Raw genomic sequence first — 13067 nt, forward strand, 5'->3', positions numbered from 1 at the left:
ATGAGAGAAAATGCCGGTGCGGAAAATCCCGCGTCAGATCGCGCCGCGCGCCTCCAGATCCTTGAGATCCCCGGCCGTCAGCCCCAGCAATTCGCGATAGACTTCCTCATTATGCTGCCCGACGGCAGCGCCTGCATGGTCGATCCGCGCCGGCGTGTCGCTGAACCGGACCCAGGGAGCCAGCAAGGTCAGATCGCCGGCCTCGTCATGATGGACACCGACAAATGCCTCCCGCGCCTTGATGTGCGGATCGTCGAGGATTTCCGGAATCGTCAGCACCGGGCCCGCCGGGACCTTCTGCTCGCTGAAGATTTCGAACAACTCGTGCGAGGTGAATTTCCTCATCCATTCGGCCACGGTATTCTGCAACAGCTTCAAATTCTCGCGCCGCTTGGCGACCGTGGCGAAGCGCGGGTCCTCTATCGCTTCGGGATGGCCGAGCGCCGTCGAATATTTGAGGAACAGGGCGTCCGTCATGTCCGGCAGATGGGTGGCGATATGGCCGTCCTTCGATTCCATATAGGCGCCGGCCGGTCCCATACCCTCGAAATGCTCGTGGAAGTGGCTGACCATGAAACCCATCAGCGCTTCCTGCATCGACACCTCGATCTTCTGCCCCCTCCCTGTCATCGCGCGATGATAGAGCGCCGCGCAGATGCCGAGCGCCATCGAGACCCCGGCCGCCTCGTCGCCGGGGCCGAAGACCTGCGTGCCCCGTGCGCCGGAAAGCTTCCAGGACGCGTCGGCCCAGCCGCTCATCGCCATCGCGATCGTCGCGAAGGAGCGCAGGCCCGCATAAGGCCCCGTCTCGCCATAGCCTTTCGACGAAGCGAAGATGATCGAGGGATTGACCTCCTTCAACTGCTCATAGCCGAAGCCGAGACGATCCATCACGCCGGTCGAGAAATTCTCCACCACGACATCGCTCTTGCGGACCAGATCGAGAAAGAGCTTGCGGCCGTCCTCATTCTTCAGGTTGAGCGTGATGCAGCGCTTGTTGGCGTTGACGACCAGGAACTCATAGCCGTCATGGTCGGCATCCACCGGCATCCAGGCATGGCGGAACCGGTCGGGGGCGTCGCGCTGCTCGACCTTGATGACCTCGGCGCCCATATGCGCCAGCAGCATGGTCGCGAACGGGCCGTTGAGGACGTGGGAAAGATCCAGGATCCTCACCCCCTGCAATGGTCCGAATTCGCCTTTCGTCAGCATCACGCCTCTCCTCAACTTTTCTGCAAAACAAAGACCGGCAGGCGCTGTGCGCCTTCGGCATCGGTGAATTCCGTGCGGACGCGGTCGCCGATGGCGGCCTTCCCGTCCGACCTGAGATTGGCCTGAAGGACCATCTTCCCGCCCGTCCCGTCGAGCTCGACATGCACGATCGGCAGCGGCAGCGGCGCATCGAAACCCGGCATCGGCGCTCGCTCCACGACCACCAGACCAACAATCTGTCCCGTGCCGCCAAGCCCGGACCAGCGGGAGCTATGGGAATGACAGGAGGGGCAATATTCACGCGGCGGCCAACGGAACGTCCCGCAACCCTCGCAGCTCTGCCCCATCAGCCGTCCTTCGTCGCAGCCCTTCCAGAAGGGCGCGGAATCGGCGTCCATGACCGGCGGCCGCATCCTATGCCTCCCTCGCCAGAATGAGGCCGGAATCGCCGCACTCGCCCGCGACGAGCGCGATATGCGGCGACCGGACCTGACGGCAGCAGGAGCGATCGAAGCTATGCGCCCCATCGCACAGATCGTCGCGGACGCCGCCGGCGCGCAATTGCTGCACCGCCTCGATGACATGGCCCAGTCCGGCCAGATTGCCCTCGGAAAGATGGCCGCCGGAACTATTGAGCGCGATCCGGCCGTCGAGCCCGAATTCGCCCTCCGCCACGGCGCGGGCCGCCTGTCCCGCGGCGGCGAGGCCGAACTGCTCCACATGCATCAGCGCCATGCCGGTGAACGGATCGTAGAGCTGCGCGATGTCGATATCCGCAACGCTTATCCCGGCCTGCGCATAAAGTTCGCGCGAGAGCGCCTCGGCATTGAGCGTCCAGTAATCGCCGCTGCCCCATGCCCGGACCGGCGCGCCGGAGGAGCCGCCGAGCGCGGCGCGGATCGTGACGACACCGTGCTTCGACCCCCGTGCCGCGTCGCTCGCCGACACGACCAGCGCCATCGCGCCGTCATTGAAGATGCTGCAATCGAGCAGCCGGAACGGCCGGATGATCCAGGGCGATTGCTGATGATCGTCCACGCTCATCGGTGCCTGCATCATCGCCTTGCGATTGAGCCGCGCATGGGCGCGCTGCATCACCGCCAGGTCCGCGAAATCGCTGTTGGAAAGGCCGTGCGCGTGCATCCAGGCGGCGACATGGGGGCCGTAAAGCGTCGCGGCATGCACGGCTCCGAAAGGCTCGCTCCACGGCCGCTGCCCGGAAGGCCAATAGTCGGGATCGGCCGAGGGCGGCGGGGCGGATGGCATATTGGCCCCTCGATAGACCAGCACATGGCGGCATATCCCGGCATGCACCGCGAGCGCGGCGGCCATCACCGCCGAGCAGGCCCACGCGCCGCCGCCCGCATCGCAATGGCTGAGGCGGCAGCGGGGAAGGCCGAGGGCGGCCACCATCTCGGACGGGGCCGGCGTATCGCGCGCACCCCAGAACAGCGTAACGAGGCCGTCGATCTCCGCAGGTTCCAGCCCGGCATCGGCGATCGCGGCCAGCGCCGCCTCCGTGGCGAGCGCCGCCGGGGTACGTCCGCTCGCCTTGCTCAGCGCCGACCAGCCTATGCCGCTGATCGCGCAGGCATCGCGGAAACGCGGTTCGCTCATCGCCTTGACTCCGACAGAATGGAGATAGTGGATTACCGGCTTCACCCGCCATGCGGCGGCGTCATTCGAACTTCACCGGAGGCGCGTCGCCCCATTGCGATTTCAACGCCTCGGCAGCGGGCACAAGCGCCAGTTCATGCTGCTCGTTCAGCACATCCGTATCGGTCCAGTGCTCATAGCCCCGGTTCCATGGATCGAACCACTGGTTGTAGATCTGGCTGCCCAGCCGATGCCGACCGACGCCCCAACGATGCCGCACCCCGGCATCCTTCATGTAATAATGGCCGAAGAACAGATCGTCGGCGTCCAGCACCTCGAAACCGAGATGGTTGAGATCCGCCTTGGCGCCCTTGTGCGTCATGAACACATGATGATCGACATATTCCTCGCCGCGCGCCAGCCTGCTGAAGCTGGCGACGATATTGTCCTTCTCGCCCGCGAAGATGTCTTCCGTTCCGATAAGGCCGAGGACCTCGCGATACCATTGGCGCGTGCGATCGAGATCGGGCGTCGACAGCACGAAATGCCCCAGCCGGCGGACATGGGCCGGGCCCGGCGGGCGGCGATAGAGCTGGCCATCGGGGCGGCCGCGGCGAAAAGCGGTATTCACCCTGTGCTCTTCCACCGGCAGCGCGGGCAGGCTTTCTATCCCATGGATGATATCGACGGAAAAGCCGTTGGGATCCGTCAGGCGGACCCTGTCGCCGCCGCCCGGCTCGCCCGTCGGCTCGATCGCCCCGGCGCCTGCGATCGCCGCCGCCTTTTCCAGTTGCGCGCGGTCGTCGACAAGGAAGGCCGAGCCGATCAGCCGGGCCTCGCCGCGCTCCACGACATGGCACCATGGCCCGGCGTCGGTCCCGCGCGAATAGAGCCGGTCGGGCGTGCGCTCGACCGTCGCCAGCCCGAAGGTCACGAGAAACCGCTCCGCCTCGTCCAGATCGGGCGCCGCGACGCGGACGTGCAGCAGATCCCTTACCTTCAGCAAAGACTTGCCTGCACCAGTCGCCATCTCTCTCTCCCATAGCCTGAGCGATTGCACGGAGATTGTCCACAATCCGTCGCAGCGAATCGCACGCTGTTCTTGCCCTTCAGGTTATTCCGATAATTTTGGATTTCAATATAAATATTCCAAAATATTTACAGCCGACGAAAATCTCCGTAAACAAGAGGCAACAGAACCGCTCAGGGAGCAAGCCATGAAAATGACCCCAAAAGATTTCAAGGGTTTGGCGGGCATCATGCCAACGCCCGCAACAAGCGACGCAGAGAGCTGGCGCTGCAAGAATTCGGTCAATCTCTCCGAAAGCGAGCGCATGGCCGGGCTGTTGGTGGAAGCAGGAGTCGATATCCTGATGACCAACGGCACGTTCGGGGAATGCGCCACCCTCACCCGGACCGAGCATGAGGCGTTCAACGCCTGCATCGCGGAAACCATTGCCGGACGGGTCCCGTTCTTCTGCGGCGTCGGCACGCTCAATACGCGGGATACGATCGCGCAGGCCCGGCGGGCGATAGCATTGGGGGCGGACGGCATCTTCGTGGGCCGGCCGATGTGGCTGGCCATGTCGCAATCCCAGATTCTCCACTTCCATCAGGATCTGGCCGAGGCGCTGCCCGGCGTGCCGCAGGTGATCTATGACAATCCCATCGCCTTCAAGGGCAAGATCGAGCCGGAAACCTATATCGAGCTGGCGCGTATCCCCGAAGTCATTGCCGCCAAGCATGTCGGCGGCCCGTCGCTGGAAAGCGATGCGCTGGCGGTCGGCGATGCCTGCCGCATCCTGCCGGTAAACGGCGACTGGGCGCGCGTCGCGCGCGCGCATCCCGACCTGTTCGAGGCCTGCTGGAGCGGCCATGTCGCCTGCGCGCCCGCGCCGCTGGTCGCGCTGGCCAGCGCCATCGCCGCGCGCGATTGGGACCGGGCGGACAGCATCAGCGCGCGGTGCCGCTGGGCGGAGCAGGCGATGATGGCGGGCGGCGACCTTGCGGCGTTCATGAACCACAGCATCGCGATCGGCCATCTGCGCTTCGAGGCGGCGGGCCTCATCGATCCGGGACCGGTTCGCCCGCCCTATGCCGGCCTGCCGGACGCCTATCGCGAAGGGGCGCTGGAGACGGGTCGCCGGTGGGCCGTGATTCAGAAAGAATTCGCGGCGGAAATGCCGGCATGACGGACGCCCCCTTGCCCGCCCCGCTGGTCGGCGACCTCGTCCTCGCCAACCGTATCCTCGCGGCCAATGGCGTGCTGGACGCGTTCGGCCATGTCAGCGTGCGCGATCCCGCCCATCCGGGCTGCTTCCTGTTGTCGCGCAGCCGCGCCCCGGCGGATGTCGAGGCGGCGGATATCCGGCGCTTCGGGCCCGATGGCGAGCAAGTCGGCGGCCCGCCGGTCAAGCCCTATCTGGAACGCTTCATCCACAGCGAAATCTATGCGACGCGGCCCGACATCGCCGCCATCGTCCATAGCCATTCGCCCTCGGTGCTTCCCTTCGGCGTCACCGGCACCGCGTTGAAGCCCCTCTGCCATGTCTGCGGCTTTCTGGGGGAAGGCGCGCCGATCTTCGACACGCGCACGGAGTTCGGCGACACCGATCTCCTCATCCGCAACCGCGCGATGGGACGGGCGCTGGCCCGGAACCTGGGGGGCGCCAGTTCGCTGCTGATGCGCGGACATGGCTCGGTGGTGGTGGCCGAAAGCGTGCGGGAAGCGGTGTTCCGTGCGGTATATCTGGAGCACAACGCCAAACTTGCGCTCGCCTCCGTCCCGCTGGGTCCGGTCAACTATCTGACGCCGGGCGAAGCGACGCTCGCCGCCGCGACAACCAGCGCGACGATCGATCGCGCGTGGGACCATTGGGCGGCGGCACTCGATTGACGGAGCGCGGTCGCCTCAGGCGGCCCCCTTGCGCAACCCGGCCTTGGCCGGCGCGGCTTTCGTCCCCTCGCCGGTCGCGCTGTCCTTGTAGCCCAGCACATGGAGCACCGACTGGGCGGTCAACATATAATGGCGGCGCAGCGCCTCCATCGCCTGGTTGAAATCGCCGGCCAGCACGAACTGGCTGATCGTCTCATGCTCGCCCGCCCGGTTCCGCCCGGCGACCGCGCCCGACGATTCCACCCTTGCGCGCCAGGTTTCACCGACCATCCGGTGCCGCTCGGCGCGGTCGTAGAGGATTTCCGCGAAATGGAGGAGGGTCGGCGACTTGCATCCGGACAGCAGCGACAGGTGAAAGCGCCGGTGCACCGCCGACCATTCCGGCGTTTCGGGTTTCAGCGCCGTGTCCTGCAACGCTCGGCCAAGCGCGTGCGAGGCGACCAGGATCCCGCTTTCCCATTCGATGTCGCCCCGCGCCATCGACAGGCGCAGCGCCTCGCCTTCCACGATCAGCCGCGTTTCGAGAACATCGTTGACCTCCGCCGCGTCGAGCGTCGCCACGCGAAAGCCCTTCTGCGGCAACCGGATCACCAGTTGCTCGCTGGCCAATCTGGTCAGCGCCTCCCGCAACGGGCTGATCCCTATGTCATAGCGGCGCCGCAATTCCTCCGACCGCAGCGCCTCGCCGGGGGACAGCCGGCCCCAGAGAATGTCCGCCTTGAGCTGGCCATAGACGACGTCGGTGAAGCTTTCGCCCGCGGCGCTGGCTGCAACATCGGAAACGGCTCTCTTCATCTGGCTTCAACCCCTTGAATCTCAAATATCCTATAAATGTTGAGATTTGGAAATGATCCAGAATTATCAAAAATTTCCCGATTTGCAAATGCGTTTATTCGCCGAGGCCCCGCAATCGCGCCGCGCAGGGCAGCACGCCCGCCGCGCAGCCGAGGAAAACCAGCGCCACGGAAAGGGCGACGGGCTCCAATGCCGTCGCCAGCGGGACGAGAAGGCTCCCGGCCAGGAATTGCGAGATGCCGAGCAGGCTGGCGGCGCGTCCCGCCAATGCCGGGGGGACGCCCTCCATCGCGATCGACGCGACATTTCCCAGCACCAGTCCAAGCAGCGCCAGATAGGCGCCCGCGATCGCGACATATCCCGGCGCGCCCGACAGGCCGCTCAGAATCCCGGCGAGGAGCAGCGCAGCCAGCAGCGCGATGATCCAGCTGACGCGCCACAGGATCGCGCGCGGGGTAAGCTTGCGCAGCAGGACGACGTTCCATTGCGCGCAGAGGATGAACAGGAAGGACGATATCGCATAGAATCCGGCATAGCCTCCGCTTGTCCAGCCGAACTGGCCGACAAGCACGAACGAAGAGGCCGTGAGCACGGCCAGCATCGCGCCATTGGACAGGCCCGCGACGAGCAGGCTGGCCCGAAATCCATCCTCGACGAGGAGCGACCTGAACCCGCCCGCCGTTCCGCACCGACCGGTTGCATCCGCCCTTCCTTCCTGCCGAAGGCCGCAAGCGACCCATACCGCCATCGCCGCCGCGACCAGCGAGAACAGCACGAATATGGCCCGCCACGAGGCGAGTGCCAGAATGCCTGCGCCCAGCAACGGCGCGGTTATCGCGGTTGCGCCGATGAGCTGCGACAGGCGCGAGAAAATCCGCGCCCTCTCGGTCGCCGCCCAATGGTCGGCAACCAGCGCATAGGCGATCGTCGCCGCGCCCGCGCTGCCGATCGCCTGGACGAAACGGAAGAGGACAAGGGCGCCGATGTTACCCGCCATACCGCATCCCAGCGACGAGAGGCACAGCACCGCCAGCGCCAGCAGCAGCGGCCTCTTCCGGCCGAACCGGTCGCTGGCCCAGCCCCAGAGCAGCTGGCCGGACGCAAGCCCCGCCAGATAGGCCGCGACGGTCGACTGGACCGCGACGGCACCGGCATGCAATTCCCGCTGCATCGTCGGCAGGGCGGCGACATAGCTGTCGATGCCGAACGCATTGAGCGCGGCCAGCAGGCCGAGCAGCAGGACGGAAGGGCCACCTGCCCGATGGCCGGCGGCCGCAACCGGGCCTTGGCGGTCATGCAAGGCCGAAAGCTCCCACCTTCCCCGCCCCACCTTTCCCCGTCCCGTCGAAAGGCATGCCGTCAGGGACGGGCCGCATAGCGGTGGCCGATGCAGCAGGAGCCGAACAGCTTGGGCGTGAAGCCGGGCGCCGAATTGAGGCCGTCGACCGGCAGCGGCTTGGTGCGCATCCGCTCCATGATCCGCTCGCGCGATTGCTCGATGCGGGTGATGAGCGACGGCAGGTCGACATCCAGCATCTCGCCGTTCCATTTGCGGAACCGCCCCGCCACCATCACGCCGCGCACGTTGCTGGTGTCCATCAGCGTGACCACCAGCCCGTCGACATTGTGGAACCCGGCCGCGTTGAACGTCCGCGTGTCGAGCAGGATGATGTCGGCCTCCTTGCCGGGCGTGATAGACCCGATCTTGTGCGAAAGATGAGCGCATTCGGCGCCCGCGACGGTCGCCATCTCCAGCACCTGGCGGCAGGTGAGCAGCGGCGGAGCGTCCTGGTCCCCGGCAAACAGCCGCTCATGGACGCGCATGCGCTGGAGGGTGAACGCGCCGCGCATCTGGGTGAACATGTCGGACGCCATGTTGGTTTCGACGTCGGAGCTGAGGCTGGGAAGGATGCCATGGTCGAGCGCCTGCTGTATCGGCGGCGTGCCGTGGCCCATCTGCATCTCGATCGGCACCGAAAGCGACACATGGCAGCCATTGTCGGCCATCGCCTTCCAGCTTTCGCCGGGAATGCCGGTGCAGTGGATGAATTCCATGTCCGGCCCCAGCATGCCCGCCGCGATCGCGCCTTCGGTCGGCCCCGAATGCTGCAGCAGCGGCACCTTGAGCTCGCGGGCGAGCAGCACGTCCTCCGCCTTGAACCCGGTGAACAGGAAATGGTCGGTATTGAGCGCCAGCGTGACCAGTTGGTCGTCGGAGGCGAAATGCGTCGCCCGCAGCCGCGCCAAACCGCGCGAGGGATCTTCCTTCGCGCCGGGGAATTCATAGGCCGGATCGTCGCCGCGGCCATAGGAGAAGGCGAAGACGGTGCGCCGTCCCGACTGCGCGATCCCGTCCAGCATCGCCTCGGTATAGTCCGGGTTGTGCTGGCACTGGGAGGTGTCGATGCCGGTCGTCACGCCCTGGTTGATCTGGTTGAGCGAGGTCAGCAGCTCGGCGATGCGGCAGTCTTCGGGATCATAGGGGGACCGCCCCAGATCCCAGAGCGGCTGCCAGTTCTGGTCGAGGATCCGCCCGAAGGTCATGATGTCCTGAACCGCCATATAATCTTCCTGCGGCCAGGGCGCCCAGAGATTGCCGTCGGAGATGATCGCCCGCTGCGCGGCGTAGAACTGGTGATGATGGGTGTTCACGAACCCCGGCATCACGATCTGGCCGCTGCAATCGACGATCTGCGCATCGCCGACATCGCCGAGACCGGCGCCGACGGCGACGATCTTCCTGCCCTCGATCAGGACGTCGCCCTGGGCGAAGTCACCGAGCGCCGGGTCCATCGACAATATGGTTCCGCCCTTGAGCAGTATGCGGTCGCCCGCGTTGCCGGAACGCGGCGCGGCTGTGGATTGGGGTGCTTGTGTCACGGATTGTCCTCTTGGCTATGATGGTTCGATGAACGCCGGATGATGCCCCGTCAGGATCGCGGTTCGAACGACAGGGGATATTCCCGCCGGATTTCCCACTCGCTTTCCGGCTCATAGGCATAGATCCAGCTCAAGCCCAATGGGGTGTCCCCCGCCGCCTCGCGCGCGCGGAAGGCTTCCTGCCGCTGTTCCCAGTCGCCGGCGTGGACCAGCTTGCTGTTGGCCTGCGACTGCCGCTGCACCGCATGCGCGCGCGGGATGCGGATGCGGCGGAATTCGGAAAAGGCCCGTTCGGGGTCGTCGGCATGCCGGCCGAGCCAGCGCGACAGGACATAGGCGTCCTCGAACGCCTGCGCCGCGCCCTGCCCGGCATTGGGCAGCAGCGGATGCGCCGCGTCGCCGATAAGCTGGATGCGCCCCCGCCCCCAATTCTGGCTGGGCTCGCGTCCGAACAGCCCCCATTTCGAACAGGTCGTCACCGCATCGAGCAGCGATTGCAATTGCGGCGCACAATCCGGGAAATAGGATCGCATCCTGTCGGGATCGCCGGGGATCGACCAGCCTTCCTCCTGCCAGACATCGCTGTCCGACTGGGTGGTGATGTTGATGATGCTGCCGCCGCGCAGATAATAGGACATGATGTGGCAGCCCTTGCCGATCCAGCCGCAGGACCCGTGCGGCCCCAGAATGTCGTCGGGAAAGGCGCTGGCGTCGAGCAGCGCGCGCCACACCATCTGGCCGGTGAACCGGGCCTCGTCCTCGCCGTAGAGATGGCTGCGGACCCGCGAATGGATGCCGTCCGCGCCGATCAGCAGGTCGGCTTCCTCCACGGCGCCGTTCTCGAAATGGAGCAGGATGCGGTCGGGATGCTCCTCGATCGCCGCCAGCCTGTGGTTCAGCTTCACCCTGTTGCCGGGCACCGCCGAAGCGAGCGCCTCCAGCAGGTCGGCGCGATGGAACACATAATAGGGCGCGCCGAAACGATAGTGCCCGTTTTCCCCCAGCGGCGTCTCGGCCAGCTGATCGCCGCTGTACATGTTGCGCTGGATCTGCCCGGTCATCACGTCGCCCGTACGGGCGACGACATCGCGCAGGCCCATCCCCCACAGGGCCTTTGTCGCCTGCGGGCTGATGTGGATGCCCGCGCCGATCTCTCCCAGCGCCCGCGCCTGCTCGTAGACCGTCACCTCCTCGCCGATCGCGCTGAGGGCGATGGCCGTCGCAAGCCCGCCCAGACCACCACCGGCCACGGCGATCCGCCGGCGGCCCCTTGGAGCAATCACGGTCATAATTCCTCTTCTCCCACAGGCCCGCCGGCATGGACCTTCCCTGCCGGCAGCCCTTTTCCCAAGTCAAAAGTCGAATGCCGCCTGCAACCCGAAGGTGCGGCCCGCGCCGTAGATGGTCGGCGCGATCAGGAAGCTGTTGGGCACCCCCGCGCCGCCGAACGGGAACACATAAACCTTCTGGATCTGGTTGGTCACATTGTCGGCATAGGCGGTGACCCGCCACCCCGTCCCGACCGTCCCGTAGCTGACCCGGACGCTGCCGATCAGGCGATCGGGGTCGGACGAGAGCTGCTCCTGGAACGCATCGAAATAGACGCGGCTGCGATAGTTCCAGCCCGTGTTGAAATCGATGCTGTGGTCCGCGCCCACCTCGACCTTGTAGTCGAGCGCGAGGTTCGCCGTCCATTCCGGCGCATAGGGCAGGCGGTTGCCGGTGGCGTTGCCGCCGCGCGGGCGATTGGGATCGACGGTGACGTAGCGGCGGAAGCGCGCGTCGTTATAACCGACCGAGCCGTTGAGATGGAACAGCCTGCCGGGCGCCCACTCGAATTCCAGCTCGGCGCCCCGCACCCGCGCGGTCGCGGCGTTCGTCAGGCGCGAGCCGGTGCCCGACGTGTTGGTCAGCTGCACCTGCAGATCGTCGAAGTCGCTCTGATAGACCGAGCCGTTCAGGCGCAGCCGGCGGCCGAACAATTCGGTCTTGAAGCCCAGTTCGTAGGAATAGACCGTTTCGGGATCGATATAGGGCTTGGCCGGATTGTACGAGCTGGGATCGGAAATGCCGATCTGATAGCCGCCCGACCGGAAGCCGGAGGAGACGCGCGCGAAGATCAGCGTTCCCTCGCCCGGCTTGAAATTGACCGTTCCGTCCCAGGTGACGCGCGAGAAGGTCTTCGCGTCGCTGTAGGACAGGGTCGGGGCGAGGCCGTGGCGCGCGGTGACGACCGTGTAGGAAACATCGTCCTGCAACAGGTCGAGAAAACCGGCGGACAGATAGTTGACCTGCACCTTCTTGCGCTCCGACGAATAGCGCAGGCCGCCGATCAGCGAGAAGGCCGGGCTGATGTCATAGGTGACGGAGCTGAAGGCCGCGAGCGAGGTGTCCTTCTGGTGCCCCAGGCTGCCGGAATAATAATCATAGCCGAACACCGCGCCGGGCACGTCGAGCTGCGTCGAGGCCGACCCCTGATCGGTGGTGATCTCGTCATATTGCACGAAGCCGCCGAGGACCGCGCGAAGCGGGCTGGACGCCGGGGTCGCGATGCGGACTTCCTGGCTATATTGCTTCGTCGACGAGGCCTGGATCGACTGGAAGGCATCGGCGGCAACGCCGTCGGCATTGGCGATCGCCCGGTAATGCCCCTTGCCCCATGCCGACACCGAGGTCAGCGTGGACCCGCCGAGCTGCTGGTCGATCCGCAGCGTCGCGCCGTAATTGTCGAAGGATTCGACGGTCGGCACGTTGGAATAGACCTTGCGCGGGTCGTCGCTCGCCGGGCCCGCCGTGCCGGTCGCGCAGATATAGCCGCCGGGGAAGAAGGGCCGGGCGGGATCGCACGGATCGCCATAATAGGGCGTGGTGTAGACCGGCCCGTCGCCCTTGCTCTTCACGCCGAAGATCTTGAGGAGGACCTGCGTGCCCGTCCCCGCATCCCATTTGAGCTGGACGCGCCCGCCATAAGTCCAATAGTCGCCGATCTCGCGCCCGTCATTGGGCTCGGGACCGGTGTAGAGATTGTCGATATAATCCTCGCGCCGATCGACGCGCAGGCTGACGCGCATGGCCAGATCGTCCGTCAGCGGCTTGTTGAAGGCGCCCTCCAGATTATAATGGGTGAAGTCGCCCCCGCCCCCGGCGAGCTGGAGATAGCCCTCCTCCCGGTTAACCGGCGTCTGCGAGAAATAGCCGAGCACGCCGCTGGTCGTGTTCTTGCCGAACAGCGTTCCCTGCGGGCCGCGCAGCACCTCGATGCGGTTGAGGTCGAAGACCTGGCTGCTGAGCCCGAATTGATAGGGCTGGTAGACATCGTCCAGATAGAGGGCGACCGGATTGTTCGAACCGATCCCGAAATCCGAGCTGGCGATGCCGCGAATGGAAACGTGGGTCTGGCCGTTGCCGAACCCCTGGTCCACCTGCAGGCTGGGCGCGAGGCTGGAAAGCTGGCTCGGCTGGCTGATGCCCGCCGACCGCAGGCTCTCGCCGGTGATCGCGCTGATCGCCATCGGCGTGTCCTGGATGTTGGTGTCGCGCCTGGTGGCGGTGACGATGATATCGGACAGATAGCCGTCGGCCTGCGCCTGCTGCCGATCGGAGGCATCGCCACCGGCCTGCGCCAGCGCGACGGTCGATGTCCCCAGCGAAAGGGCCACCAGCGAAATGCGAGCAAACACCTTCATAT

At 65.8% G+C, this 13067-nt stretch carries 11 protein-coding genes; 2 read left to right on the forward strand and 9 right to left on the reverse strand.

Annotated features, from left to right (window positions below; all coding sequences use genetic code 11):
- Positions 1-33: 33 nt before the first annotated feature.
- From GGR43_RS00440 to GGR43_RS00455, 4 genes are all read right to left on the reverse strand, one after another.
- On the reverse strand, positions 34-1212 hold the full coding sequence (locus GGR43_RS00440) for a CaiB/BaiF CoA transferase family protein (RefSeq protein ID WP_188069979.1): 1179 nt from the start codon (positions 1210-1212) through the stop codon (positions 34-36).
- Between the two features lie 11 nt (positions 1213-1223).
- Positions 1224-1625 (reverse strand): Zn-ribbon domain-containing OB-fold protein, encoded by a 402-nt coding sequence (locus GGR43_RS00445; RefSeq protein WP_223177227.1) that lies wholly within the window; start codon positions 1623-1625, stop codon positions 1224-1226.
- Between the two features lies 1 nt (position 1626).
- On the reverse strand, positions 1627-2829 hold the full coding sequence (locus tag GGR43_RS00450) for a thiolase C-terminal domain-containing protein (RefSeq protein WP_188069981.1): 1203 nt from the start codon (positions 2827-2829) through the stop codon (positions 1627-1629).
- 61 nt (positions 2830-2890) lie between these two features.
- Positions 2891-3838, reverse strand: a complete 948-nt coding sequence (locus tag GGR43_RS00455; protein WP_188069982.1) for a VOC family protein — start codon at positions 3836-3838, stop codon at positions 2891-2893.
- 187 nt (positions 3839-4025) lie between these two features.
- On the opposite strand from GGR43_RS00455, the gene GGR43_RS00460 reads away from it, so the two are divergent.
- Complete coding sequence (locus tag GGR43_RS00460) at positions 4026-5000, forward strand: dihydrodipicolinate synthase family protein (protein WP_188069983.1); 975 nt, start codon at positions 4026-4028, stop codon at positions 4998-5000.
- A complete protein-coding gene (locus GGR43_RS00465) occupies positions 4997-5704 on the forward strand; it encodes a class II aldolase/adducin family protein (RefSeq protein ID WP_188069984.1) in 708 nt (235 codons plus the stop codon). The genes GGR43_RS00460 and GGR43_RS00465 overlap by 4 nt, the downstream gene beginning before the upstream one ends.
- 15 nt (positions 5705-5719) lie before the next feature.
- Here the strand turns inward: GGR43_RS00465 and GGR43_RS00470 are convergent, their stop codons facing one another.
- The 5 genes from GGR43_RS00470 to GGR43_RS00490 all read right to left on the reverse strand — a co-directional run bounded on the left by GGR43_RS00470 (position 5720) and on the right by GGR43_RS00490 (position 13065).
- Positions 5720-6499 carry a GntR family transcriptional regulator gene (locus GGR43_RS00470; RefSeq protein ID WP_188069985.1) on the reverse strand — a complete coding sequence of 260 codons (780 nt, stop codon included), beginning with the start codon at positions 6497-6499 and terminating at the stop codon, positions 5720-5722.
- Positions 6500-6593: 94 nt separating this feature from the next.
- Positions 6594-7799: an MFS transporter gene (locus tag GGR43_RS00475; RefSeq protein ID WP_188069986.1), complete on the reverse strand. Its 1206-nt coding sequence runs from the start codon at positions 7797-7799 to the stop codon at positions 6594-6596.
- Between the two features lie 59 nt (positions 7800-7858).
- A complete protein-coding gene (locus tag GGR43_RS23450; RefSeq protein WP_223177228.1) occupies positions 7859-9379 on the reverse strand; it encodes an amidohydrolase family protein in 1521 nt (506 codons plus the stop codon).
- 50 nt (positions 9380-9429) lie between these two features.
- Positions 9430-10668 carry an FAD-dependent monooxygenase gene (locus GGR43_RS00485; protein WP_188069987.1) on the reverse strand — a complete coding sequence of 413 codons (1239 nt, stop codon included), beginning with the start codon at positions 10666-10668 and terminating at the stop codon, positions 9430-9432.
- Between the two features lie 63 nt (positions 10669-10731).
- Positions 10732-13065 (reverse strand): TonB-dependent receptor, encoded by a 2334-nt coding sequence (locus GGR43_RS00490; RefSeq protein WP_188069988.1) that lies wholly within the window; start codon positions 13063-13065, stop codon positions 10732-10734.
- Positions 13066-13067 lie beyond the last annotated feature (2 nt).

The organism is Sphingobium jiangsuense, from assembly GCF_014196495.1.
Classification (GTDB): Bacteria; Pseudomonadota; Alphaproteobacteria; order Sphingomonadales; family Sphingomonadaceae; genus Sphingobium; species Sphingobium jiangsuense.